At 43.6% G+C, this 26,730-nt stretch carries 24 protein-coding genes; 15 read left to right on the plus strand and 9 right to left on the minus strand.

Going from position 1 to position 26,730, the window contains the following annotated elements; translation table 11 throughout:
* The first annotated feature begins 22 nt into the window (after positions 1-22).
* On the plus strand, positions 23-1,903 hold the full coding sequence (locus NH462_RS11605) for a methyl-accepting chemotaxis protein (RefSeq protein ID WP_253105773.1): 1,881 nt from the start codon (positions 23-25) through the stop codon (positions 1,901-1,903).
* A 291-nt stretch (positions 1,904-2,194) separates the two neighbouring features.
* Positions 2,195-2,743 carry a hypothetical protein gene (locus NH462_RS11610; RefSeq protein WP_253105774.1) on the plus strand — a complete coding sequence of 183 codons (549 nt, stop codon included), beginning with the start codon at positions 2,195-2,197 and terminating at the stop codon, positions 2,741-2,743.
* A gap of 2 nt (positions 2,744-2,745) precedes the next feature.
* Here the strand turns inward: NH462_RS11610 and NH462_RS11615 are convergent, their stop codons facing one another.
* The 5 genes from NH462_RS11615 to priA all read right to left on the minus strand — a co-directional run bounded on the left by NH462_RS11615 (position 2,746) and on the right by priA (position 7,814).
* Positions 2,746-3,120, minus strand: coding sequence for a DUF971 domain-containing protein (locus tag NH462_RS11615; RefSeq protein ID WP_010607050.1), 375 nt, complete (start codon positions 3,118-3,120; stop codon positions 2,746-2,748).
* A gap of 49 nt (positions 3,121-3,169) precedes the next feature.
* Positions 3,170-4,498, minus strand: coding sequence for an HslU--HslV peptidase ATPase subunit (gene hslU, locus NH462_RS11620; protein WP_010607051.1), 1,329 nt, complete (start codon positions 4,496-4,498; stop codon positions 3,170-3,172).
* Between the two features lie 11 nt (positions 4,499-4,509).
* Entirely contained in the window at positions 4,510-5,028 is a 519-nt protein-coding gene (gene hslV / locus NH462_RS11625; protein WP_010368932.1) for an ATP-dependent protease subunit HslV, read from the minus strand.
* Between the two features lie 70 nt (positions 5,029-5,098).
* Complete coding sequence (locus tag NH462_RS11630; RefSeq protein WP_010368930.1) at positions 5,099-5,629, minus strand: SPOR domain-containing protein; 531 nt, start codon at positions 5,627-5,629, stop codon at positions 5,099-5,101.
* Between the two features lie 13 nt (positions 5,630-5,642).
* Positions 5,643-7,814, minus strand: a complete 2,172-nt coding sequence (gene priA, locus NH462_RS11635; RefSeq protein ID WP_253105775.1) for a primosomal protein N' — start codon at positions 7,812-7,814, stop codon at positions 5,643-5,645.
* 214 nt (positions 7,815-8,028) lie between these two features.
* On the opposite strand from priA, the gene rpmE reads away from it, so the two are divergent.
* Positions 8,029-8,244: a 50S ribosomal protein L31 gene (gene rpmE / locus NH462_RS11640; RefSeq protein WP_010607053.1), complete on the plus strand. Its 216-nt coding sequence runs from the start codon at positions 8,029-8,031 to the stop codon at positions 8,242-8,244.
* Between the two features lie 772 nt (positions 8,245-9,016).
* Positions 9,017-10,258 (plus strand): malic enzyme-like NAD(P)-binding protein, encoded by a 1,242-nt coding sequence (locus tag NH462_RS11645; RefSeq protein WP_069020522.1) that lies wholly within the window; start codon positions 9,017-9,019, stop codon positions 10,256-10,258.
* 80 nt (positions 10,259-10,338) lie between these two features.
* Here NH462_RS11645 and metJ read toward each other — a convergent pair whose 3' ends face one another.
* Complete coding sequence (metJ, locus tag NH462_RS11650; protein ID WP_010368921.1) at positions 10,339-10,659, minus strand: met regulon transcriptional regulator MetJ; 321 nt, start codon at positions 10,657-10,659, stop codon at positions 10,339-10,341.
* A 344-nt stretch (positions 10,660-11,003) separates the two neighbouring features.
* On the opposite strand from metJ, the gene metB reads away from it, so the two are divergent.
* Entirely contained in the window at positions 11,004-12,224 is a 1,221-nt protein-coding gene (gene metB / locus NH462_RS11655) for a cystathionine gamma-synthase (protein ID WP_253105776.1), read from the plus strand.
* A gap of 4 nt (positions 12,225-12,228) precedes the next feature.
* Positions 12,229-14,577, plus strand: a complete 2,349-nt coding sequence (metL, locus tag NH462_RS11660; RefSeq protein ID WP_253105777.1) for a bifunctional aspartate kinase/homoserine dehydrogenase II — start codon at positions 12,229-12,231, stop codon at positions 14,575-14,577.
* A gap of 75 nt (positions 14,578-14,652) precedes the next feature.
* Here the strand turns inward: metL and NH462_RS11665 are convergent, their stop codons facing one another.
* The gene (locus NH462_RS11665) at positions 14,653-17,109 is read right to left on the minus strand and encodes a PBP1A family penicillin-binding protein (RefSeq protein WP_253105778.1); all 2,457 of its coding nucleotides are present in this window, start codon (positions 17,107-17,109) and stop codon (positions 14,653-14,655) included.
* A gap of 129 nt (positions 17,110-17,238) precedes the next feature.
* On the opposite strand from NH462_RS11665, the gene NH462_RS11670 reads away from it, so the two are divergent.
* The 9 genes from NH462_RS11670 to NH462_RS11710 all read left to right on the plus strand — a co-directional run bounded on the left by NH462_RS11670 (position 17,239) and on the right by NH462_RS11710 (position 26,102).
* Positions 17,239-18,318, plus strand: coding sequence for a pilus assembly protein PilM (locus NH462_RS11670; RefSeq protein WP_010368913.1), 1,080 nt, complete (start codon positions 17,239-17,241; stop codon positions 18,316-18,318).
* Complete coding sequence (locus NH462_RS11675; RefSeq protein WP_010368911.1) at positions 18,306-18,878, plus strand: PilN domain-containing protein; 573 nt, start codon at positions 18,306-18,308, stop codon at positions 18,876-18,878. Before NH462_RS11670 ends, NH462_RS11675 begins: the two co-directional genes overlap by 13 nt.
* A 16-nt stretch (positions 18,879-18,894) precedes the next feature.
* Positions 18,895-19,500, plus strand: coding sequence for a type 4a pilus biogenesis protein PilO (locus NH462_RS11680; RefSeq protein ID WP_010368909.1), 606 nt, complete (start codon positions 18,895-18,897; stop codon positions 19,498-19,500).
* The gene (locus tag NH462_RS11685) at positions 19,497-20,039 is read left to right on the plus strand and encodes a pilus assembly protein PilP (protein WP_010368907.1); all 543 of its coding nucleotides are present in this window, start codon (positions 19,497-19,499) and stop codon (positions 20,037-20,039) included. The genes NH462_RS11680 and NH462_RS11685 overlap by 4 nt, the downstream gene beginning before the upstream one ends.
* Entirely contained in the window at positions 20,029-22,095 is a 2,067-nt protein-coding gene (locus NH462_RS11690; protein ID WP_253105779.1) for a type IV pilus secretin PilQ family protein, read from the plus strand. Before NH462_RS11685 ends, NH462_RS11690 begins: the two co-directional genes overlap by 11 nt.
* Positions 22,096-22,245: 150 nt before the next feature.
* Positions 22,246-22,764, plus strand: a complete 519-nt coding sequence (aroK, locus tag NH462_RS11695) for a shikimate kinase AroK (RefSeq protein ID WP_010607062.1) — start codon at positions 22,246-22,248, stop codon at positions 22,762-22,764.
* Positions 22,765-22,788: 24 nt separating this feature from the next.
* The gene (aroB, locus tag NH462_RS11700) at positions 22,789-23,859 is read left to right on the plus strand and encodes a 3-dehydroquinate synthase (protein WP_010368901.1); all 1,071 of its coding nucleotides are present in this window, start codon (positions 22,789-22,791) and stop codon (positions 23,857-23,859) included.
* Positions 23,860-25,221, plus strand: coding sequence for an AAA family ATPase (locus NH462_RS11705; RefSeq protein WP_253105780.1), 1,362 nt, complete (start codon positions 23,860-23,862; stop codon positions 25,219-25,221).
* A 47-nt stretch (positions 25,222-25,268) separates the two neighbouring features.
* Positions 25,269-26,102: a Dam family site-specific DNA-(adenine-N6)-methyltransferase gene (locus NH462_RS11710; protein WP_010368897.1), complete on the plus strand. Its 834-nt coding sequence runs from the start codon at positions 25,269-25,271 to the stop codon at positions 26,100-26,102.
* Between the two features lie 18 nt (positions 26,103-26,120).
* Here the strand turns inward: NH462_RS11710 and NH462_RS11715 are convergent, their stop codons facing one another.
* Complete coding sequence (locus tag NH462_RS11715) at positions 26,121-26,315, minus strand: DUF2970 domain-containing protein (protein WP_010368896.1); 195 nt, start codon at positions 26,313-26,315, stop codon at positions 26,121-26,123.
* 38 nt (positions 26,316-26,353) lie between these two features.
* The gene (locus NH462_RS11720; protein WP_010368894.1) at positions 26,354-26,656 is read right to left on the minus strand and encodes a hypothetical protein; all 303 of its coding nucleotides are present in this window, start codon (positions 26,654-26,656) and stop codon (positions 26,354-26,356) included.
* Positions 26,657-26,730 lie beyond the last annotated feature (74 nt).

Consider the following 26,730-nt stretch of genomic DNA (forward strand, 5'->3'; position numbering starts at 1 on the left):
TATTAACATTGTAGGTAAGCCGATGGCGGTATTAGAAAATCTGACTATCAGACGTCGTTTGCAAGTGAATGCATTAGTGGTAGGGATTGCCTTGGTTGTTATGTTAATTATGATCATGTACGAAGCTCGTACTATGCTGAAATTGAATGAAACCATTCAATATGCAGAAGAGCTCGACATTCATGAATTAGCAATGCGCAAACACGAGAAAAATTTCCTTTTTTACAAGCAGGTAGATTCACTCGATGAGTTTGAAAACGAGTATCGTGAGCTGCAAACTAAGCTTGCTTTGTTACAAGGTACTTTTTCTGATTTTGATATCGATTTAGGTCGGATCAACGAATTTGAACGCTTAGCAAAAAGTTATTACGATGACTTTCAAAAAGTGGTGCAATTACAAAAAACAATTGGTTTGCATCCAAAGGATGCTCTTTACGGTGAGCTTCGTGGTGCGGTACACGAGGTAGAAACACTACTAAAAGAGCAGCAGAATTATCAACTCCTTTCAACCATGCTGCAGCTTCGCCGAGCCGAAAAAGACTTTATGTTACGTTTTGATACCAAATATCTTAAGCGTTTTGACGAGCTTGTTGCACAGTTTTCACAGGAAATTCGTAGTGCTGGGTTTAACGCTCAATATCAATCTAAGTTGCTCAGCTTATTGAACACCTATCAATCCAAATTTGCGAGTTTAGTCCGAGCACAAGAAGCACTTGGCTTAGATTTGACGAGCGGTGCGCTAGGCAAAATGAAAGTTAGTGTTGAGAAAAGTGATGCTGTAGTCTCTGAGGTTGTTGAGCAGGCAAAGGCAGAGATCAAAGAAAACGTTGATAAAACTCAGATGCTCGCCATTGGTGTGTTTGTTGTAGCTGGCATTATCGTGATGACTTTGGTGTTATCGACTAGTCGCTCAATTATTCAACCTGTAGAGCGCGTTTATCAAACCATTGAGCGCATTCGTCGTGAAAATAATTTAAGTCTACAAATTGAACAAAGCGGTAATGACGAAATCACGATTATGACTCGTGATTTTAATAGCTTAATTTCTGACTTTAGAGATCTCATTGCAGATGTGAATGGAGCGTTGGCAACCATTAATGAAGCCACGGATCATTTAACGGAAACCACTGCCCAAACGAGTACTGGTATGGCTGAGCAGTTGCATGAAGCGGATATGGTCGCCACCGCAGCGACCGAGATGCAAGCGACGATCCAAGACATTTCTCATAATACGGGTGAAGCGGCGCATAAAGCCGAGACAACGAATGAAAATGCGCAACAAGGTCGCCGTGAAGTTACAGCAACAATTGAGCACATCATGCAGTTATCGGAATCGTTAGGTGGTGCTTCAAGCGTTGTTGCTCAGTTAGAGCGTGACGGTGAAACCATTGGCTCGGTATTGGATGTGATCCGTGGCATTGCAGAACAAACAAACTTACTTGCGCTAAACGCTGCTATTGAAGCTGCGCGCGCAGGTGAGCAAGGTCGAGGTTTTGCTGTTGTGGCGGATGAAGTTAGGTCACTTGCGCAGCGTACTCAAGACTCCACACAAGAAATCGAAAGCATCATTTCTACATTGCAACAGCGTACACGAGAAGTGGTGAACATCATGGAACAATGTCGTGAGCAAGGCAATGAAAGTGTGTCGCAAGCCGAAAAAGCAGGGGAGTTGCTCAGCATGATCACCCAAGATGTGCAAACGATTATGGAAATGAGCACACATATCGCGACGGCAATTGATGAACAAAACCAAGTTGCTTCAGAAGTGAATAAAAACGTGGTCAAGATCAGAGACATTGCGCAAGGTGCCTCAGAGCATGCTCACTCTAATGCGCAAAGTAGTGAAGAAGTCGCAGAGCAAGCGCGCGTATTACACGAAGCCGTGGCTAAGTATCAGGTATAAACACCAATTCAACCTGAGGTTCTTAATGTCAAAGCCCCACTTAATTTATAGTGGGGTTTTTTATTAAACCTGAGGCTCGGATAAGAAATGAGCTTGCTTATTATTTTTAAGGTTCAGGTTGATTGTCATTTTGAATATTGAGAAGCGTATTGCATTTAAGGTGACTCTATTCAACATCGTGAGTAATATGTACTGTTGCAGAAATTTTCCGGATCGTCTTAGGTAGGGGTTTGCATCTTTAAAAGGTATGTTTTATAAAGAGAAAATCACATGTTGAAAAGGAATATTTAAATGAAACTCTCCACACGTCATTCTTGTATCCGGGGGCTATTTTTACTTTTGGCTATGGGAAACTTTTCTGTTCAAGCTTCGATGTTATGTCGAGATAGCTTCGATACTGTACGCAATAACATGACTAATATGAATTATAAAAGCTTTGATCAAACACCTAACTCTGGGTGGCGAGTACTGTATAATCAGGGTTGTTATTTAGAAGCTGCAATGCTCATTGAGCAATATAAAACCATGACTGGAGAGCAGCAAGCAAGTTTGCAATGGCATTTATTTCAGAATTACGCTATGGCGGGAAAGCGAGAACAGGCGATAGAGGTTGGAGAGGCACTTCTGCTCTCTGCGAAGAATAATCCTGCCGAGTTCCTTTGGGTAGAGTATATAGCCGCGAGTGTTGCGTTTTTAAAAGAAGATCGAGTGACACTAATGAAGATGCGTAACAAGCTAGCGGCACAAGCCGATTTCTTCCCCAATAAGATGAATTTAAAGGTTTTAGATAGCTTGGTCGATAATGTCAAATCTTCGTATCAGGCTGCTTATCAACAGTAAATTTAAGGCACAAACTTGATAGGTACGCTGTCCTTTTGGGTTTTATACTCTTCTACAGCGTTTACATATTCCTGCCATAGCACATCGTGTTGTGTAGCTATAGTGTATAAGTATTGCCAGCTGTAGAGCCCTGAGTCGTGGCCATCATCAAAAACAAAGCGTGCAGCATAGTGACCAACGGGTTCAATTTTCTTTATGGCGACATTCTGTTTGTTTAGCACGAGTTGCTTTTGCGCCGGACTATGCCCTTGCACTTCGGCTGATGGTGAGTGTGTTCGCAAGAATTCGGCACTTAGCGTAAAACAGCGGCCGTCCTCAAAATAAACATCGAGCACTTTACTGAGCGTATGATAATGAAGTTTGGTGACTTGATACATAATTGGTATAACTCAAAAAGCGGAGCAAGGCTCCGCTTTTGATTTTCATTTACAGAATGAAGCGGCTTAAATCTTCATCCTGAACAAGCATGTCTAAATGCTGTTCAACGTAGGCGGCATCAATCGTCAAGGTATCACCGGCCTTTTCACTGGCATCGAATGAAATCTCTTCCATCAGTTTTTCCATCACAGTGTGAAGGCGACGCGCACCGATGTTTTCAGTTTTCTCGTTGACCTGATATGCAGCTTCAGCCAGTTTGGTGATAGCGTCATCGGTAAAGTCGATAGTGACGTCTTCTGTTTTCAGTAGCGCCTGTTGCTGCTCTGTAAGAGATGCATTTGGCTCAGTTAGAATACGTTTGAAATCACCCGCAGTTAGTGCTTCTAGTTCAACGCGAATAGGTAAACGACCTTGTAGTTCAGGGATTAAATCCGACGGCTTGGCCATTTGGAACGCACCTGACGCGATAAATAAAATGTGGTCGGTTTTTACCATACCGTGTTTAGTATTAACGGTTGAACCTTCGATAAGTGGTAGTAAGTCGCGTTGTACACCTTCACGGCTAACATCTGGGCCAGAAGATTCACCACGCTTACAAATTTTATCGATTTCATCAATAAACACGATACCGTTTTGTTCAACTGACTCAATAGCTTGCTCTTTAAGCTCTTCTGGATTAACAAGCTTTGCAGCTTCTTCTTCAATCAATAGCTTAAGTGCTTCTTTAATTTTCAGCTTACGATTCTTTTTCTTGTCACCCGACATGTTTTGGAACATGCTCTGTAGCTGGCTGGTCATTTCTTCCATACCAGGAGGTGACATGATCTCAACATGAGGCGCCGTTTCTGCGATGTCGATCTCAATTTCTTTGTCGTCTAACTGACCTTCACGTAGTTTCTTACGAAATACTTGGCGTGTTGACGAATTTTCATTTGGCTGCGACTCACCCCAAGCGTCTTTTGCTGGTGGCAAAAGTGCATCTAAAATACGCTCTTCGGCGGCTTCTTCTGCGCGGAATTTGAATTTCTTGGTTTGCTGTTCACGTGTTAGCTTAAAAGAAACTTCGACTAGATCACGGATGATGGTTTCAACTTCTTTACCAACATAACCCACTTCGGTGAACTTAGTCGCTTCGACTTTGATAAATGGCGCGTTAGCAAGCTTTGCTAAACGGCGAGCAATCTCAGTTTTACCCACACCCGTTGGGCCGATCATCAAAATATTCTTTGGTGTAACTTCTGCACGCAGCTCTTCATCAAGCTGCATACGACGCCAACGGTTGCGCAGTGCAATCGCGACGGCTTTTTTGGCTTTGTCCTGACCGATAATGTGTTGATCAAGCTCGTGCACAATCTCTCTTGGAGTCATAGCTGTCATGACGAGTCCTATTACAATTCTTCGATAGTTTGGAAATTATTGGTAAATACGCAGATATCGCCAGCGATCTTCAGGCTCTTTTCCACGATTTCTTTCGCACTTAAGTCTGTATTTTCAAGTAGTGCGGTTGCAGCCGCCTGTGCGAAGTTACCACCACTGCCGATAGCAATCAGGTCATGCTCTGGCTGCACCACATCGCCGTTACCTGTGATGATAAGCGAGGCGGTTTCATCGGCTACCGCAAGTAGGGCTTCAAGCCTTCTTAATGCTCTGTCGGTACGCCAGTCTTTTGCCATTTCTACGGCTGCTTTAGTGAGATGGCCTTGGTGCATCTCAAGCTTTGCTTCAAAGCGTTCAAATAATGTAAATGCATCAGCTGTACCGCCAGCGAAACCTGCCAGTACTTTACCATTGTATAGACGACGTACTTTACGCGCGTTGCCTTTCATAACTGTGTTACCAAGCGAAACTTGGCCATCACCGCCGATAACCACTTTGTCATCGCGACGAACACTAACGATGGTAGTCATAGTAATCCTTATCTGGGCCTGTGCCCGTGTAACTCTAGATTAGTAGGAAATATGGGTGGACTTATAAAAATCAAGTCCAGCCCCAAATCCCACAGCCAAATATCCCGACGCGCTGCAATTTGTTTTTATCGCTTTCCGCTAAACGCTTGGTATCGTAGGGGCCAAGACGGACACGATACCAGACACCGTTACTCCCTTCGGTACGACGGATCTCCGCGATTAACCCTGCAAACGCAACTTTGGCTTTCATGGCTTCGGCTTGGCTATGGGTTCTAAATGAACCACACTGCATTTGATAAGGACCTTTGCTCTCGATCTCTTTAACTTCGACCTTGATTTCATGATTTTTAATTTCTTCAATGAACTCAGGTGGGCGAGGCTTGGGTTTACTAACCTTTTGCTCGGCAACTGGATGCGGGTTTTTGGCTTGCTCTACTTCTTTAGGATCGGCATTGGTTTTTATAAACCAAAGACCGTAGGCAAATCCTCCGATCAGTAGAAATGCAAAAATAGCAGCAATAACAGGAAATTTTGCCGATTTTTCTGGCTTGTCTTTCCCTTTGCCTTTAGGTTTCTTATTGATGTAATCGTGCTGTGCCATAGGTTATTTGATTTTAATAGCTATCCATTGGATCAACATCTATGCTCCAGCGTACTCGATTGGCAGACTCATGCGTAGCGATATAGCGCGCAAGTTGCGAAAGATAGTCCCGCAGCACAGTGCGTTGTTGTGCGTGTATATGTAATTGGTATCTGAACTTTCCAGCTATTCGTTCAAGTGGTGCTGGAATTGGACCCAGCAATTGTATACCAGGATAGGGGGTAGCTGGAACCAAATCCGACAAAAAGCGCAATACTGTATTTATATTTGTTGCCTCGGCGCGGATGATAGCTAAGTGTGCGAAGGGGGGAAGCATTGCTTCTTCACGTTCTTGTAAGGCATATCGTGCAAAGTCACCGTAGCCGTTATTGATTAAATCTTGCAATAATGGATGTTCTGGAAAATGCGTTTGCAATAACACGGTTCCCGCTTCACCGGCGCGTCCGGCTCGTCCAGCAACTTGCGTAATAAGCTGCGCCATTTGCTCGGTTGCTCTAAAGTCGCAAGAGTAAAGTCCTGAGTCCACATCCAAGATAATCACAAGACTGACATCAGCAAAATGGTGGCCCTTGGCAAGCATTTGAGTGCCGACCAAAATTCGCGCACCACCTTGATTAATTTCGTCAAGTGCGCTCTCAAGGCTGCCCTTACGGCGTGTAGAATCTCGGTCAATACGAGTGACGGGAATATCAGCGAAGCGCTCACTTAAAAACCCTTCGAGTTGTTCTGTACCAAGTCCTGTAGGCATGATTTGGGTGCTGCCGCAATCAGGACACTGTCTCGGTACAAAGTCCTGTTCACCGCAATGATGGCATACCAAGCGGTTCATATTTTTATGGTACGTGGCGCTGGTAGAGCAATGTTTACAGGTATTAAGCCATCCGCATTCGTGACACATCAATGTTGGTGCAAAACCCCGACGATTTAGAAACACCATAACCTGCTTACCGCGAGCTAGTGTTTTTTCCATCCAATGTAAACTCATTGGTGAAAACCCGCCTTGTTCTGGCTGACCTTTCATGTCTACAAGATGAAATTGGTTGTCGTGCTGGGTCTGCGCTCGTTTACTCAGTGTGACGAGTTGATATTTGTTGGTTATGGCTTTGTGTAATGTTTCTAATGCCGGTGTTGCTGTTCCCAAAAGTAAAGGGCAGTGTGCCTGATGCGCTCGAAATGCAGCGAGATCTCTGGCGTGATAGCGCAGACCTTCTTGTTGTTTAAACGAGTTGTCGTGCTCTTCGTCAACGATGATCATGCCGAGATTTTGAAAGGGCAAAAAAATGGCCGAGCGCGTACCGATAACCAAAGCACTCAGACCCTTTTCGGCGCGACGCCAAGTATGTAGGCGCTCATTATCGGTTAGATTTGAGTGCCATAAATCAATGGGCAGGTTATTAAAGCGCTTTTTGAAGCGGTTGATCGTTTGTGGTGTGAGTCCAATTTCAGGCACCAAGATCAGTGCTTGCTTACCCGCTTTTATTATGTTTTCAAGGCTCTGTAAGTAGACTTCGGTTTTACCACTTCCCGTTACACCTTCGATTAAAAAGGTACGGTAACCGACTTGAGCATTGACGGCGCTGCAAATAGTCGCTTGTTGGTCGTTTAGGCGCGGCTTTTCGCCTAGCTGTAATTCGTTTTGCGACCAATCACTATCATGCTCAATAGATTGTGAGATAAGCGCTTTTTCTTCCAATGCTTTAATTGTTTGGCTAGCAAATCCGAGTGCTTTGAGTTCGCTTAATTTTATTGCACCACCTTCGTACAATTGAGAAAGCAGTGCTTGTTGCTTTTTGGCTCGCAGTGTTGGTAGCTTTTGCCCTTTTTCCGTTAATCTGACGATAGGGATCTGAGTTTTGTCTGGGCTTCCACCATCTCTAAGTACCGCCGGTAGTGCTGTGAATAAGGTATCGCCAATTGGATGACAGTAATACTGAGAGACAAAGTGTAAGAAGCTAAGTTGTGCTTGATTAAAGACTGGGTGCTCGTCCAACACCTCAATAATTTGCTTGAGCTTATCTTTTGGTACATCGGTGTCGTCTTTTTTAGCAAGCGCTATCGCAGTGCAGCGACGGTTGGCAAAATTGACGATGACTCTCATTCCTGCTTCAACTTGCATGGTTGGTGCTAGCAAATAGTCGAATGTTCGGTGCAGTGGCAGCTTTAAAGCTACTTCAAGAATGAGCATGTATTACAATTCCATAAAGTGAGCGCAGTGACGAAGTATATACCTAAGGTGGTACGAATTGAAAACGTACTCTACGACGGCGATAAAAAACTCTGAAATATTGCTTGTAGATTGTTCAGTTAGGCACTAAAATACGCGTCCACATTTTTGTATAACTACGTATGGTGCCAGACTTCGGGTTTGGAGAGCGATACGGCCTTAACTAGAGGTTGCTATGAAAGAAGGTATTCACCCTAATTACGAGACGATCACTGCATCGTGCTCTTGCGGTAACAAGTTCGAAACTCGTTCAACGCTATGTAAAGATATTCACCTAGACGTATGTTCTGCGTGTCACCCGTTCTACACTGGTAAGCAGAAGATCCTTGACACAGGTGGCCGTGTAGATCGCTTTAACAAGCGTTTCGGTGCACTTAGCAGCAAGAAGTAATCTTGTTGGTCTAGTCGAAAAAAGCACCTTAGGGTGCTTTTTTTGTGCCGGTTTGAAAATACCTTCCCGATTGATACATCCTATTCTGCATCAACAGACAAACCGTCAGTCATCACGCCTTCATTGTGTCTTTTATTCTTCTTAAATAGAAAACTTGCCAGTTTGGCAGCAAAACTTTACTGATCTCTTGGGTAGAGTAAAAACTCTATTTAGTAGATAAATACTGAACATTTACGAGCTTAAGTTGTGAAAATAATCAAAGCTCATATAGTAAATAGTATCAGTTATGAGCACTTTATATAAACTAAAATCAGTATATTGCGATTAAATGCGGGTATCTTGACGTTAAAATTAGTTAAGTTGCAAATTTCTTATTGTTTTTATAATTAGTGTGCATCTGTGCTAATTTTCTGCATTTTGTGCTGGTTTTTGCGTCTTGTTTTTTAAGTTTTAGTCACATTATTTGTGAAATATTTCTTAAAATTGAGCTTATCTTCTCGGAAAAGTATAGAAAATACCGTGCTAGTGGATAGACCTGATTTTACTTGAATAATGAGCAAAACTCGGTATTGTGTGAATACGGTCGATTAACTATATGTCCTATTGACATACCGCGACAGCAAAGCACAAACGCTTGTTGAGTGGTTGAATGTCGTCGCTCATATAGTTAATCGCACTGTGTGTTGCTGTAACCAGCATGATAGGTTGCCAACATTCAGAATGCGAACGTTTACCACACTCTCACATTAACTTCGTAGGAAAATATCGCGCCATGACAGATTTTCGTCAACAAGCTCTAGATTATCACGAGAAGCCCGTTCCAGGTAAAATCAGTGTTGAACTCACTAAACCTGCCGAGACCGTAAAAGACTTAGCACTTGCATATAGCCCAGGTGTTGCAGAGCCAGTACGTGAAATCGCGGCTGATCCGGCGAATGCATACCGTTATACGGGTAAAGGAAATATGGTTGCGGTGATCAGTAATGGTACGGCAATTCTTGGCTTGGGTAATTTAGGTCCTTTGGCGTCAAAGCCTGTTATGGAAGGTAAGGCGCTATTATTTAAGCGTTTTGCGGGTCTTGATTCAATCGATATCGAAGTTAAGCACAACACCACCGAAGACTTCATCAATACGGTGGCAAATATCGCAGACACATTTGGCGGTATTAACCTTGAAGATATTAAAGCGCCAGAGTGCTTTGAAATTGAGCGCGCGCTAATCGAACGTTGTGACGTTCCTGTATTCCATGATGATCAGCACGGCACCGCAATTGTAACCGCTGCGGGTATGCTGAATGCGTTGGAAATCCAAGGTAAAGATATTCATGATGCGATTATTGTGTGTCTTGGTGCGGGTGCAGCTGCTATTGCTTGTATGGAATTATTGATCAAGTGTGGTGCTCAACGAGAACACATCTATATGCTGGACAGAAAAGGCGTGATCCATACTCGTCGTGATGACCTAAATGAATATAAAGAGTTGTTTGCAAACAACACGGATAAGCGTACGTTACAAGACGTGATTGCGGATGCGGACGTATTTGTTGGTGTTTCTGGTCCAGACTTACTTTCTGCTGAAGATCTAAAGTTAATGGCTGACAAGCCAGTGGTATTCGCTTGTTCTAACCCAGATCCAGAGATCAGTCCTGAAGTTGCACACGGTGCACGTAATGATTTGATCATGGCGACTGGTCGCTCAGATTATCCAAACCAAGTAAATAACGTGCTGTGTTTCCCGTTTATCTTCCGTGGTGCGCTTGATGTACGTGCAACTGCTATCAATGACGAGATGAAGATTGCAGCAGTTGAAGCAATTAGAACGATTGCGAAAGAACCTGTGCCAGCTGAAGTGTTAAAAGCGGCTGATGTGGATAGTCTTGAGTTTGGTCCTGAGTACATTATTCCAAAACCAATGGATCCGCGTTTGTTACCTCGTATCGCAAAAGCAGTAGCGGTAGCTGCAATTGAATCAGGCGTGGCACAAATCGATATGCCAGCTGGATATATGGAATAATACCATTGGTATTATCCAAATAAAAAAGCCTCGATTGAGGCTTTTTTTGTGTCTGTATGTCCACAGAGAAAGAGTAGTTATCACTCTTCGTTTATTTCTGGGATCTCCAAACCGCGCTCTTCCATTATTTGTCTTACTTCTAATGGAATACGCTCTGGATTATCTTTTCTCAAGTCTTCATCGCTCGGCAGTGGCTGACCTGTGAAGGCATGTAGAAACGCCTCACATAAAAGCTCACTGTTCGTGGCATGACGTAAATTATTCACTTGGCGACGTGTACGCTCATCAGTTAGCACTTTGAGTACATTCAGAGGTATGCTCACCGTGATCTTTTTTACTTGCTCTGCTTTCTTACCGTGTTCTGCATATGGGTGAATATACTCACCGTTCCATTTTGCCATAATTGTGTACTTGCCTCAGTTACATCAATGCCAATATGACTGGGTTCTGGTCTACATTATTCACCAACCGCATGAATATAGGGATAACCTTACGAATTAAAGATAAATCCCAAACTCAAATAGATGAATAAACTAATCCGCCATAGCGAGATAGAAGAATCTCTGCCATAGTTTTCAATAACTCAGTCGTATTAGCAACGCCTAGAGTGGCGAAATTTTATCGGTTTAAAAAAGATAGTCAAATACTAGTTATTTAGCCATTTAGCAGTATAAATGTTTTGACTTCTAGTTTCTGTTGCTCTAACCTTTTAGACGTCTAAACATCCAACTATCTAGGTGACCTTATGAGTCAAGTTAATAAATCGACGGTTGCAGTGCGTCACGGTATAGAAGCTGATAAAGCACATGGGGCAGTAGTGCCACCGCTTTACCTTTCTACCACCTATTCTTTTGCCGATTTTGATACCAAACGCGACTACGATTATGGCCGCAGTGGTAACTTTAATCGTGATGTGCTTGCACAGGCACTGACTGAACTTGAAGGTGGTGCTCGTGGCATTATTACCGCCACTGGCATGGCTGCTGTTCACCTAGTAACTCAGCTACTTAACCATGACGATACGCTGGTTATTCCACATGACTGTTACGGTGGTAGCTATCGCTTGTTTACATCGCTTGCTAAGCGTGGACTGCTCAAATTAGCCGTGTTGGATCTCACGCAACCTGAAAGTCTTGCACAGCTGCAGCAGATCAAACCTAAATTAGTTTGGATTGAAACACCAAGTAACCCAATATTAAGGCTCACGGATATAGAAACTGTCGTAAATGCAGCACACGCTGTGGGGGCTTTGGTCGCCGCCGACAACACCTTCTTGTCTCCTGCACTACAAAACCCCATTACCTTTGGCGTGGATGTAGTCGTGCATTCAACTACTAAATATATCAATGGTCATTCTGATGTCGTGGGGGGCGCGGTGATCGCGCGTACACAGGAGTTGGGTGATGAGTTAGCTTGGTGGGCAAATAATATCGGTATTACCGGCGCACCTTTTGATAGTTATCTTACTTTACGTGGACTGCGCACCTTAAACGTGCGTTTACGCCAGCATCAAGAAAATGCTCAGCTGATTGCGGAGTATTTAGAAAAGTCGCCGTATGTTAGCCAAGTTTATTACCCAGGCCTTGAGTCGCATCCTCAACACGAACTTGCGAAAAAACAACAGCTCGGTTTTGGTGGTATGGTGAGCTTTGATATCAAAGGCGAACTGCAAACATCAGCGAAGTTTTTAACGTCTCTAACGCACTTCTCATTGGCAGAATCTCTAGGTGGGGTTGAGAGTCTTATTTGCCATCCAGCGACGATGACACACGCAGGTATGGATCCGCAAGCACGTTTAGAAGCGGGAGTGGGCGACACGTTAATTCGTATTTCTGTGGGCATTGAAGATGCACAGGATCTCATTGCAGATCTGGAATCGGGATTTGCATGTATTGATGAAAGTCAGGCGAGTGATGATGCTAAGTCATTCAAGTTAACGCCTGCACATACAGTAGCGTTGTGGTGAGTAAATGGCAAAAGTAGTACATAAGTTTGGTGGTTCGAGTTTAAGCTCGCCAGAGCGTTATCAGGCGGTTGCCAAGATAGTGTTAGAGCAATGTCAACTAGGTGACAGTGTTGTGGTTTCTGCTGCAGGAAAAACAACGAATACCCTAGTGAAGTTATGGCAAAGCTTTGAGCAGCAAGATGTTCGTGCATTCAACGATGTTTTATTACAAGTTGAAAATCATCAACGAGAATTAATTGATGCCCTGTTTGTAGGTGAACAACACAGTGTGTTACTCAAACAGCTTGTCAATGAGCTGCAAGCAATCGCTTTGGGAAGAGAAGAACAACATCTTCACTACGCGAGTTTACTTGCACATGGAGAGCTATGGTCGGCTCGTATATTAGCAAACTGCCTAAGTTCTCAAGGCATTGAAGCCAAAGCTATCGACGCTCGTACGTTATTTGTACAACAAGATGGAGTGTTACTACATGCCCATAACAAAGAAGCGTGTTATCGCACAATTGATGAACACGCTATCTATATCGTTACCGGTTTTATTGCCGCAAATGCACAAGGTGAAACGGTGACTTTAGGTCGAAATGGCAGTGACTATAGCGCGACTTTGTTGGCAAGTTATCTTGATGCCGCTCAAGTATCAATTTGGACGGATACAACTGGCGTATTCAGTACGGATCCACGTAAAGTCGCTAATGCCATAAAATACACTAAGGTATGTCGTGGCCAAGCTGAATTACTCGCACGATTAGGTAATCCGGTACTGCATGCAAAAACGCTGTCTCCACTTAAAGATACCGATATAAAACTACAAGTTCGCAGCAGCTTTGATGCCGATGCGCTTGGCACTGAGATAGTAAAGGCAGGCTATAGCAAAGAGAAGCGCTTTATTACCACTTTTGGACAACTTGACCTGTTACGCGTTGAGCAGCTAAAAAGTGGCGAAGTGAAGCAGCTAAGCCAGCTTATCCAGCATAGCATTCATCATTTTGTTAAAGGTGGAGAGGCACACTTACTGGTGCCATCTGAATTTAGCCATGTTGTGATCAAAGCGCTTGATTCACGTGCCAATATTATTGAGTCGCAAGTACAAGGCTTTGCTATTGTTGCCCCAAGTCAGGATGTTGCTGGGTTACATCAGCAGGCGCTGGAACTATTGGATGAACATGCGATTGTCACCCGTTTTGTGCTGCAAGAGCGTCATTACAGCTTAGTGTTAACCGATCAAGCAATTGATAGCGATCTACTTGCCATATTGCACGAACGTTTGGTGAATAAAGGCAGAGAGCTTGCAGTGATTGTGGCTGGTGTTGGCAATGTGGGTGAAGTGTTTATCGAACAATGCAAAAACCAAGTCGCTAAGCTGAGTGAGCACTTTGATCTTAAGTTGGTTGGCTTACTGCGTTCTAAGCAAATGTTGTTCTGTCCAAGCGGGTTGAACTTAGCATCGTGGCAACAGCAATGGCAAAATGAGGCCATCGAATACAATGAAGCCGAGCTATTCACTCGTATTAAAGAGCTAGATTACGAGCATAAAGTGGTGGTCGATATTACTGCGAGCGAGCGTTTCAGTGAGTTGTATCCACAGTTTGTTGAACATGACTGCCATTTGATCAGCGCTAATAAATATGCCGGCACGGCACAACAAGGTTGGTACTCAAAGCTGCGTCAGCAGTTGCAAGAGCGTAACCTGTTATGGCGTTACAACACCAGTGTTGGCGCAGGTCTTCCCATTAACTTTGCGTTGGCGGATCTGCAAAATAGTGGTGATGAAGTGGTGAGAATTGAAGGCGTCTTTTCTGGCACTTTATCTTGGCTTTGTAGTCGCTATGATGGCTCTGAAGCATTTTCTGAGTTAGTGCTTGGAGCGCAAGAGCTTGGTTTTACCGAGCCTGATCCACGCGAAGACCTATCTGGCCGAGATATGCAGCGTAAGCTTTTGATCTTAGCACGAGAGTTAGGCATTGAACTTGAGCTTGACGATATTGAATTAGAGGCGTTAATGCCTGAGTCCTTGAGTGTGGGTTCATGGCAAACGTTTTTAGAAAATCGCCAGCAACTCGATGACTTTTATGCGACACACTATGCAAAGGCCACAGCGAATGACGCTGCGCTTCGCTATACTGGTGCGCTTGAAATTGCAAGCAATGGCAAAGTGTCTGCAAAAGTAGGCATTGCACAGGTACCAAACGGCTCGGCAATCGCGAATTTAACACCGGGTGATAATATTTTTGTGATCCACACTAAATGGTATGAACAAAACCCACTGGTGATCCAAGGCCCAGGGGCAGGCAAAGAAGTGACAGCCGCGGGAATACATTCCGATTTATTCTGGCTGACGCAAAATCTAAAATAACGCTATTAAGAAAATAGATATAATACAACTGGTATAAGACAAAAATGCCGATACATCTGTATCGGCATTTCTATTTTAGAATAACTCTTCGTGAGTGGGTAGCGGGGCGGTATCGTCAAACGGTGTGCTGCTATCCGTATCTAATACGTATTTGGTTGGGGCTGTACCTTGCTCGAAATATTCAAACCGAGATGTGTAATCGTTCTTACGGGACAACAGCCCTGTCTTTAAATCAATCCGAGTTGAAATAAGCCCTGGAGGTGGCTCTATCGGGGCCAAAGGCTCATCTTTAAGTGCCTCACGCATAAAGTCTATCCAAGCAGGTTGTGCTGAAATCGCACCTGCTTCTGCGCCAACAAGTTGGTTATCACCAAGGTTAGCGTTGTAGGCCGCACGACCCAAGGATTTACTCGCATCGTCAAAGCCAACCCAAACTGTGGTGAGGACATTACGGTTAAAGCCCGTAAACCAAGTATCTACCGAGTCATTGGTGGTACCCGTTTTTCCAGCAAGATCACGACGTTTTAACCATTGACCACGCCAGCCTGTGCCGCTCCAGCCCGTGTCATGTTTCCAGCTACCGCCACCCCAGATTGCACTATGAAGTGCATCAGCAATCAGAAATGCGTTTTGCTCCGAAATCACTTGCGGTGCACAGCGCTCAGGTTGTTCTTCCAGCTGCTGTTCGTCGCAGACCAATAATGGCTCTGCCGAACCCAGCTCAGTGCCGAATGAGTCGGTAATTTTATCGATAAAGTACGGCTCAATCAGGTGACCGCCGTTGGCAAAAGTGGCCATGCCGCGCGCCATTTCAATAGGAGTCAGTGCAGCACTACCAAGCGCCAATGACTCACTGCGATTAATATCTGCGTCTTGAAAACCAAATTTAAGCAAGTGATCAGCAGCCTTATTTATGCCAACGCCTTTGATCAAACGAACAGATACCACGTTTTTCGATTGTGCAAGCGCTCGGCGAATACGGATTGGGCCGTTATACACTTCAGGGCTGTTTTTCGGACGCCAAGCCACGCCAACGCTTCTGTCCCAATGATTAATCGGGGCATCATTAAGAATGGTGGCTAGGGTATAGCCATTTTCTAAAGCGGATGAATAAATAAAGGGTTTGATGTTTGAACCCACCTGACGCTTAGCTTGGGTAGCACGATTGTATTGACTAAGTTCAAAACTGTAGCCACCTACAATCGCCTTTACACGCCCATCCTGCGGGTCGAGTGAGACAAGGGCACTGGATGCCCGTGGCAACTGACTTAACATCCAGCCGTTGTCTTGTTTACGGACAAACACTTGCATGCCCGGCGCGAGGATATCTGCGGTTGTTTTTGGCGGTAAGCTTTGACGCGTTTCACTGATGTATTGTCTGGCCCAACTTAAGCCTGGCCATTCCAATGTAATTTGCTCACCGGTTTTTAAGAGCAGGTCGGCCGTTTTCTCTGCAATGTTTAGCACCACAGCGGCTTTTAAAGGTCCAATTTCATTGACCTTTTTAAGGCGAGTAATAATGTCTTCATGGCTGAGCGGCGATTCCGTCTCAGCATGCCAATAGGTTTCTTCTGCGCCTCTAAAGCCGTGACGCATATCGTAGGCATGTAAATTATCAACTAATGCATGCTGAGCAGCCTGTTGCATGTCAGATTCCACACTGGTGTAAACTTTCATGCCAGAGTTATAGGCTTTATCAGTACCGTAGCGTTCGACCATATAGGCGCGAACCATTTCAGAAATGTAAGGTGCATACAGCTCAATTTCGGCACCATGGAATTTAGCTGTGATGGGAGCTTGTGTCGCCTCATCATATTCTGTGCGGGTAATATACTTTTCAGCAAGCATTCGTCCGAGCACAACATTCCGGCGCAATTGCGCGCGCTCTGGGTTACGAATTGGATTTAACGCAGAAGGCGCTTTTGGCAGGCCTGCAATCATTGCCATTTCTGCTAAAGTTAATTCTGATAGTGAGCGACCGTAGTAGACTTGTGCTGCTGCACCGATACCAAAGGCGCGATTACCCAGTTCAATTTTGTTTAAGTAAAGCTCAAAAATTTCGTCTTTCGTTAATAGCTGCTCAATATGCAACGCAATAAAGATTTCTTTCACTTTACGAATATAGGCTTTCTCTCTTGTTAAGAAAAAGTTTCTGGCAAGTTGCATGGTGAGCGTACTGGCTCCCTGCTTTTTTTGCCCTGTGGTGATAAGCACTAAAGCGGAGCGGACGATACCTATCGGATCAATACCGAAATGATCGTAAAAACGGTTATCTTCTGTCGCTAAGAATGCTTTTCGCATGGGAAGTGGAACATCCTGCAAACGTACAGGGATCCTGCGCTTTTCACCAAACTGATTGATGAGTTTTCCGTCTCGTGTAAAGACTTGCATGGGTGTTTGTAGTTGAACATCTTTCAAAACCTCTACACTTGGTATGTCAGATTTGACATAATAATAAAGACTGATAAGTGTCAACACGCCTAAAAGGGTACAAACAAAAACGAATTGTAAAAATCTTTTCAATAATTTCACGGAATTATCCCTAGTTAGACTCCCAATTACAGGTAGACACTGCTAGTATATCTTGATTAAAAAACGATTAATATTTTTGTGTGCTAAATTTTTATGGTACACAGTCTTAAAAGGAAACAGGCGCTTCACATGCTGAGCCAACTACTAAAAAAACAAGCACCTCTGATGATAGGGATCGATATCGGTTCCCATTGTGTCAAAGCGGTGTTGCTGTCGAAGACAAGTTCCAGCTACCGAGTAGAAGCCGTTGCGATTGAACCTATTCCGAAAGGAGCAGTAAATGAAAGGGCCATTCAAGACATTGAAGCGATCGGCAACGCGATAACTAAAATGAAGCGGCGCATTCCAAAGCTCACGCAATATGCAGCAGTTGCCGTATCCGGTCAGACCGTGATTACAAAAGTGATCTTTATGGATGTGTCATTAACTGATGCTGAACTTGAGTCCCAGATAGCTATTGAAGCAGATAGCCTGATCCCTTACCCGTTAGATGAAGTTAGTCTAGATTTTGAAAAAATTGGAGTAAACGAAGCCGATCCGTCAAAAATGAATGTTCTGCTCTCTGCGGCTCGTACCGAAAGCGTGCAAGCACGGGTAGGCGCATTGGAAGAAGCTGGTTTCAAAGCGAAAGTTGTTGATGTAGAAAACTACGCACTAAGTAGAGCCATGGATGTCATTTACCCTGAACTGCCAAATGATGCCTTTGATAAAATCGTAGCAATGATAGATATTGGCGCTGTGCTTACGTTGATAAGCGTTATTCAATCTGGGAAAACGATTTATACCCGTGACCAAGTGTTTGGTGGTGAGCAATATACCAACAGTATTGTTGCTTATTACAACAAAACCTACGATGAGGCAGAACTGGCAAAAACGACGGGGGATTTACCGCCAAACTATACCTTTGAAGTATTGGCTCCTTTTCAAACTTCTATGCTGCAGCAAATTCGTCGAGCAGTGCAAATGTTTATGACGACTAGTGGTAAAGATCATATTGACTACATCGTGTTGACGGGTGGAACAGCTTTGGTAGATGGCTTAGATAAACTGCTTATTGATGAGCTTGGGATCCACACAATAGTGGCAGACCCGTTTACAGACATGGAGATTGCACCAAAAGTAGATAGGCATGTGCTGCAAAAGCATAAAGCGCAGTTCGCCTTAGCGACAGGCTTAGCACTAAGGAGCTTCTCATCATGCCACATATAAATTTGCTACCTTGGCGCGAGCAGCAAAGGCAAGCGTCGCAACAAATCTTTTTGACTATCATTGCGGTGATCATCGCGGCTTGTCTGTTGTTAATGTACTTGCTTGGCAGCTTCTATGACGGCTTGAAAACCGGGCAAGAAATTAAGAACCGCTATCTCGAAAGTGAGATCTCTCAACTTGATTCCCGGATAGTTGCTATTAACGACTTGAATAAGCAAAAAGAAAACTTACAGCGCCGCATTCGGCTTATTGAAGAGTTACAGCTCAACCGTAGTCTCGGCACGCAAATTATCGATGAAATAGCACGAGTGGTTCCGGCTGGGGTTTATCTCACCAGTCTTGAACGGCAAGACAATATGATCAAAGTCATTGGTCGAAGTGAATCGAACAACCGTTTATCACAAATGCTACGACAAGTTGAATCGTCTTATTTATTAGAGCGACCTGTGATCCAAGGTATAGTAGCCGGTGAGCAAAGTTCAAAATTACTGAGTGATTTTACCATGCATTTTTATGTTAAGTCTCATGAAGACATCCACTTAGCCGATAAAGCGAAATAGGGCGGAGGCACAGTGCATGAATTTTGACTTAAACAGTTTAAAAGAAATCGATTGGAATGAGCTGGAGCTCGATAACATAGGTCATTGGCCTTTTCCTGTAAAAGTTTTATGTTCCATTCTCGTGGTTTTATTAATGATGGTATTGGGTTATAACCTGATGGTCTCAAGCTCAATTGACCGCTACGACCAAGCCGTTAAAAAAGAGCAGGAGCTAAGAACGAGCTACCGAATAAAATACGCAAGAGCAAACAACCTAGAGCTTTATAAACAGCAAATGATTGATATGGAAGCGCAATTTACAGAGCTGTTGAGACGACTGCCAAGTTCCAACGAAACGCCAGGGTTACTTGATGATCTGACTTACGTTGGTACTTCCAGCGGATTAACCTTCCTAAAAATTGGCTGGATGCCAGAGGTACGCAAAGAGTTTTATACTGAACTGCCTATTAAGTTAGAAGTGATTGGTAAATATCATGAATTTGGTCAGTTTGTGAGTAAAGTATCTGAGTTACCTCGAATTGTCAGCCTACACGATTTTAGAATCGAAAATGCAGGAAACGGCGAGCTGGTATTTAGTGTTGTGGCAAAAACTTATCGCTATGAGCAAGGAGGTCAGAAATGATCCGACTGATGCTCTGCGTGACCACATTGATGTTCATCTCAGGTTGTAATGATAGTACGGCAGAACAAAAAGAATTTATTGATCAGGTAAAGGCAAGCTCAACGCCAAAAATCGAGCCTATACCTGAAATGCAAAATTATGAACCGTTTAAGTATAGCGCTTCAGAGTTACGTAGCCCTTTTGTTGCGCCACAGCCCGAAGTGATTGAAAATAAACTCGTTCAAATTAAAAACTGCTTACACCCAGATCCAGATAGAGATCGCTATCCGTTAGAGAAGTTTCCATTGGATAATCTGCGTATGAAAGGCATTATCGCCAAATCTGACGGTCGTTGGGCGCTAATCGAAGCGGCAACGCAGGGGTTATATCGTGTTAAACGTGGCGAATATATGGGTTTATATCATGGCAAAGTGCTAAGTGTGCATGCCGATCATTTAGAATTATTAGAATTGATCCCAGATGGAACGGGATGTTGGAAAGAAAGGCTAACAAAAGTGGAAATGTTAGAAGCGGAACAAGGTGGCGCGAGTGAATACTAACAATAACGTTATAAAATCAACCATTAAAAGCACTCGAACACTATGGCGTTCTGTGCTCGGTGTTGCCTTAGTTGGCCTTTCGTCAATTGCGCATGCCATTCCTATGTTATATGACATTCGCTATAACCCTGTGCCAACAGGGGAAACCCAGCTACAACTGGTGTTTGACGAAAAACTCAATACAGAACCAAAAGTTCGAGTTGTTGGCGAAAGTGCTAGTATTGAATTATTTTTCCAGCAGGCTGAGTTCGAAGAAAGCTTAAAAGCATTGAGCATTAACAAGGCGGGTATTCAAGGCATTGCCAGTGAACTCAGAGATGGCGGTTTTGCCGTTTCCATCAACATGGATGAGCTGAAGCTATATAAAACCGAGGTTAAGAATAATCTTGTGATAGTGGAAGTATCTAACAAACCGATTGTCTCCGAACAAGATCAAAGTCAAAAAGTCACCGCATTTATTAACCAAATTCAAGCTATCGATTTTCGTCGCGGTGAGAAAGGTGAGGCGAAAGTACTCGCGTTTCTAGAGCACAATCAAGCGGCTATTGATGTACAAGAGCGCGGTGGCAAAATCATTGCGGACTTCCACCATATTGATATTGCAGAAGACCTGTTATATGAACTTGATGTGTTAGATTTTGGCACTGTAGTATCTCGTATCGAGACCTTTAAAGAAGACAATAAAAGCCGCATTGTGATTGAGCCAAATGCGGCATTCAAGTTTACCTATCAGCAGCTTGATAACATCTTTACGTTATCAGTTGAAAAAGACGAAGGTAATAAAACCTTTGGCGATAAAAAAGAGTATAAAGGTCAGCCAATCACGTTGAATTTTCAGGATATTCCAATTCGCTCCGTACTACAGATCATCGCCGATACAAACAACTTTAATCTGGTAACGAGTGACACGGTATCTGGCAATATAACCCTGCGTTTAGACGGTGTACCTTGGGATCAGGCGCTTGATGTTGTGTTACGTGTGAAAGGGCTAGATAAGCGTATGGATGGCTCTATTTTGATGGTTGCACCATCAGAAGAACTCGCAGCAAGAGAAGCCAAAGAATTACAAGCGCGTCAGCAAGTGGAAGAGCTAGAGCCATTATATAGCGAGTATATTCAACTTAATTACGCGAAAGCGGAAGAGTTTGCAGACTTACTCAAAACAGATATCAACTCTATTATTAGCCATCGTGGTAGTGTGTCCGTTGACAAACGTACCAATACTCTATTAATTAAAGATACTTCGCGCAGTATTGAAAGTGTGCGCCGGATGGTTGAAACCTTAGATGTGCCAGTAAAACAGGTGCGTATTGAGTCGCGTATGGTTACTGTGGATGATACCGTACAAGAAGACTTAGGTGTCCGCTGGGGCTTTAGCGACCAGCAAGGTAGCGATGCCATATCTGGTACGCTGGAAGGCGCTGATGCTTTGTCCAATGGTAACATCCCATCTTTGGAAAATCGCTTAAACGTTAATTTAGGCGTGAAAGGGGTTCCCGCTGGTAGTATTGGTATGCACATTGCCAAATTGGCGGATGGTACATTGATTGATCTCGAGTTGTCAGCTTTGGAACAAGAGAACAAAGGCGAGATAATCGCAACGCCAAGCATCACTACCGCTAATCAGAAAAAGGCGCGTATTGAGCAAGGTACAGAAATCCCTTACGTAGAGGCCTCGTCAAGTGGTGCCACAACGGTAAGCTTCAAAAAAGCGGTATTAAGCTTGGAGGTGACACCGCAAATCACACCCGATAATAAAATAATTCTCGACTTAGTGATTACACAAGACACTAAAGGTGATACCGTGCAGACGCCGAATGGCCCGGCGACAGCGATCAACACCCAACAGATCCAAACACAAGTACTGGTCGAAAATGGTCAAACTATCGTACTGGGTGGTATTTATCAGCAAGAAGTGAAAACAGCAGTAAGTAAGATCCCAATTTTGGGCGATATCCCATATTTAGGTCTATTGTTTAAGAACTCTCGTGATATTAACGAAAAGCGAGAATTGCTGATATTTGTGACGCCTAAGATCATTCAAGACAGTTTATAGGCCCGTTGACAGTAAAAGTATTACGCTTTTTGCGTGGTTTGACTTGAAATTGTTCACGGATTACTGAGATAATCCCCTCCTTAATTTTGGGGCCAGGTCGTTAGGCGGGGTTTTATTTCAAATTTTAGAGTTCGTTTGTACTAAAAAGATATGGCTGAGAAACGTAATATATTTCTAGTAGGCCCGATGGGGGCTGGTAAAAGCACGATTGGTCGTCACATTGCAGATCAATTACACCTTGAATTTTTCGATTCGGATCAGGAAATTGAGCGCCGCACAGGTGCGGATATTTCCTGGGTGTTCGATATTGAAGGCGAAGAGGGGTTCCGCAAGCGTGAAGAAAGTGTCATCTCTGACCTAACAGAAATGCAAGGCATTGTGTTAGCAACAGGTGGTGGCTCTGTGATCAGCAAAGAAGTGCGCAATAAGTTGTCTGCGCGCGGTATTGTTGTTTACCTAGAAACGCCGATCGAAAAACAGGTAGCTCGTACTCAGCGTGATAAGCGTCGTCCATTACTACAAACAAGTGAAGACTCACGTGACGTACTAGAGCGCTTAGCCGATGAGCGTGAACCACTATATAGAGAAGTGGCAGATCACGTTGTTCGTACGGATGAGCAAAGCGCTAAAGTAGTTGCAAACCAAATTATTGAAAAATTAGATTTCTAATAACAACACCGTAGGAGGGAAGCCATGCTTGAATTAAAGGTTGATTTAAACGAGCGAAGCTATCCCATCTTCATCGGTGAACATCTCTTATCAGATGAAGGACGACTTAAGCAGTATGTTGGGCAAAGTCGTCCTGTTATCATCACCAACACCACCATCGCACCTTTATATTTAGACAGTCTGTTAGCGATATTTGACGCTCAAAAACCGCTACATTTTGTTATCCCTGATGGTGAACAATACAAATCACTAGAGTGGTTTGAAAAGATCTCTGCCTTTTTGCTCGAGCATAATTGTGGTCGAGATACGTGTTTGATTGCCCTCGGTGGCGGTGTGGTTGGTGATTTGACTGGTTTTGTTGCGGCATGCTACCAGCGTGGTGTTCCGTTTATTCAGATCCCTACGACTTTGTTGTCACAAGTCGATTCGTCAGTTGGTGGTAAAACTGCGGTAAATCATCCGTTAGGTAAAAACATGATTGGTGCTTTCTATCAGCCAAAAGCGGTTTTTATCGACACCAAGACCTTAAGTACATTACCTGCAAGAGAGTTTGCTGCGGGTATGGCTGAAGTCATTAAATATGCGTTGATCTATGATGCATCTTTTCTTGATACATTAACGGATCAGCACCCTCAGCTCAGCGCACTAGATGCTGAAAGCCTTCAACAAGTTATTTATAAGTGTTGTGCAATAAAAGCTGAGATCGTCGCCAAAGACGAAACTGAAGCTGGATTGCGTGCATTACTTAATTTGGGTCACACCTTTGGCCATGCGATTGAAGCGCAAATGGGCTATGGTAATTGGTTGCACGGTGAGGCTGTTGCTGCTGGAATGATGATAGCTGCAAACTTGGCTTGCCAGCGTGGCGCGCTTAGTACTGCTGATGTTGAAAAGATCCGTCGCGTTATTGCGCTTTATCAATTACCGACAGAAGCGCCAAGCGAGATGACCGCAGCGCAGTTTTTACAACATATGCGCAAAGACAAAAAGAACAAACAAGGCAAAATTCGCTTTATTCTGCCAACGCAACTAGGTCAATGTGCGCTAGTGGATGATGTTAGCGATGAAACCGTGGTAACTCTAATAGGTCGTTAAATGCAGTCGCAAATTTTACCAAGCAGAGCTGCATTGGTAGATAGAATTGCTATGCAATTCGACTATGGCCAAAACCTGATAACCTTAGTCGGCTCTTCGGGTCTTGGTAAAAGCTACCTTGCAGAGTCGTTTCTTACCGATAAGTATCCAGACTTTAACAAAGCGTTTGTAAAGCTGACTGCAAATACTCAAGAGTTTGATGTAGTGCGGCAACTGCTTGAGCATAGCTTTCGCAGTCCTCTCATTGATCAGAAGTTATCTCTAAGTGAAAACTTCATGTTGCTCCATGATGAACAAGCTTGTGGACCATGCTTATGGGTTTTAGACAACGTTAGGCATTTAACCCAAGAGCTTGCGGAACAACTACAAAAGCTCGCAAAATCTTCTCGCGAAATAATTTACATACTCGCTACGGCGCAGCAGCCTCAGCTGATCCCTGAAAGTTTGGATATTCATATCGAGCCTTTATCCATGCTCGAGAGTAAGCGTTTGATGAGCATGTTTTACAAAGACTTACCACCTGATGAAGATCCTATTTTTAATACGTTTGTAGCTGAAGCTCGAGGTAATCCGAGTGTATTACTTTCTTGGCAGCCGCAGCAACAGAGTCTGAATTTACGTGAACAAAGTTCAAAAGTGAGTAGCAAATCACAATGGCAATGGTATGTCATTGCGCTTTGTTTGATACTGACCGCGTTAATGGTTGCTTTAGTGTATAAGCAAGAATTAAAACGATACTGGACGCCAACTCAAGATAATGAAGAAGCCGTCGCTACTGCTATTGATGCGCAAGCTGTGTTTGAAGCGCCAATTACTACAGTTGAAAAAGTTGAAGTTGAAAACAACGTACAACCAGAGTTGCCAGCCGAAGCGCCAACGCAAATTGAAACAGCGCCTGTTGGTAGTATTTTATCTGCATTAACTGAAGCAAAAGAAACTACTACAAACAACAATAACGCACTATCAGAGCAAGCGACTGAAGCTGAAGAAGCCAATGTTGGTAGTACTCCGGCCACTTTATCGCCAGTAAAAGAGCCTCAGTACGCAGAGCCTGAACCATTGACGGGAAACCCTTGGTATCTCAGTCGTTCAGATGATGAATGGGTTATCCAGTTACTTGCGGTGACAGAAAGTGAGATTGCGGCTGGGTTTATGGCGGAGCATAACGAGGTAGTGACACAGCAGTTTACTGTCTTAAGAAACGGCCGAACTTGGTTTGTAGTTACTACTGATGCTTATGAGAGTTTGGCCTCAGCGAAGCAAGCAAAGGCGGTATTGCCTGAGGCGCTACGAAAAGGTCAGCCATTTTTTAAGAGAATGAGTAAAATTAAACAAGAAATTACTCAGTCTCTCGGTAATTAGCCACATTTAGTGTAAAATCGCGCAACCACTCACGACATAGAACGAGCATGCAACAAAAGACTAGAGCCTTCTTAAAATGGGCAGGCGGAAAATACAGCTTAGTAGAAGATATTTCTAAGCGCCTACAAGCAGCAAGTAATGAAGCCGACACGCTAGTAGAACCTTTTGTTGGAGCGGGATCTGTGTTCCTTAACACTCAGTTTAAGCATTATGTCTTAAATGACATTAACGCTGATCTTATCAACCTGTATAAAGAGTTGAAGCGTATTCCTGATGAATTTATCAGTGATGCTAAAAGGCTATTCGTCGAGTTAAATAACCACCCAGATGCTTATTACGCGTATCGACAACAGTTTAACGAAAGCATTGATGTGTATGAGCGTGCGATTCTATTTCTATATATGAATCGCCATGGCTACAATGGTTTATGTCGTTATAACCTCAAAGGGATCTTTAACGTCCCTTTTGGTAAATACAAAAAGCCTTACTTTCCAGAGCGCGAGTTATATGTGTTTGCTGAAAAGGCTCAACAGGCTACTTTTACCTGTCAAAGTTACAGCCAAGTATTTGAAACCATGCCAAAGAATGCGGTAGTGTATTGCGATCCTCCGTATGTACCTTTGAGCAAAACTGCGTCATTTACTAGCTATGCAAAAGGTGGGTTTAACTTAGACGATCAAGCACAGCTGGCGAATCTTGCGGAAACCGCGGCTTTTGAAAAGCAAACGCCAGTGTTAATCTCCAATCACGATACAGTGTGGACTCGAAAGATTTATAATCAAGCGAAGCTAGATGTGATCAAGGTGAAACGTACAATTAGCCCTAAAGGTAATGGGCGGAATAAAGTTGACGAACTAATGGCGTTATATCACCGTCCGTAATTTGCGCGGCATAAAGGACTAAGCCAAAACCACACCATTTACAAACCAAATTAAGCCAATGACAAAGGCGGCGACAAAAACGATGCCCGCAAAAGCAAACGGCCAAAAATGCTTTTTGTTAAAGTCATATGCTTGTTTTTGACCACTCTGCACACCAAACATTGCTGCACAGACACTTTGAACTAACGCGAATTTACTATTGGAAGAAGCCATAGTGTTTACCTCTTACCAGTTGATTGGCTCAACTGGTATTAGTAAGGAGATGAAACTTTACTACTGCTTTGATTGTCTTTAGAGCCAAGTAATAGCTCAAGCAAATCCAAATAATGGAATTGGCCACTCGAACTACCGCCAGTCAACCACGCAGCCCAACTGGTGTGCGCTTCTTGCTGACATTCCACTGCATTTATTCGACTGCTCAAATTGCCAGTGCTACAAGTACATGCGGAGTAATTTGCGGCAAGACTTTCATCATTGTCGAAAGAAAATACCCCTGCCGACACGGCTAATACCGTCCCAAGCAGAGCAATCCGTGCTTTATATCTAGAAACCATAACCCTATCCCCAGAAGTTAGATATCACATAATGATACACAATGTTCGTTTATTGCACAATCATAAAGCGCCTT

It is taken from the genome of Pseudoalteromonas sp. OANN1 (genome assembly GCF_024124685.1).
GTDB lineage: Bacteria > Pseudomonadota > Gammaproteobacteria > Enterobacterales > Alteromonadaceae > Pseudoalteromonas > Pseudoalteromonas piscicida.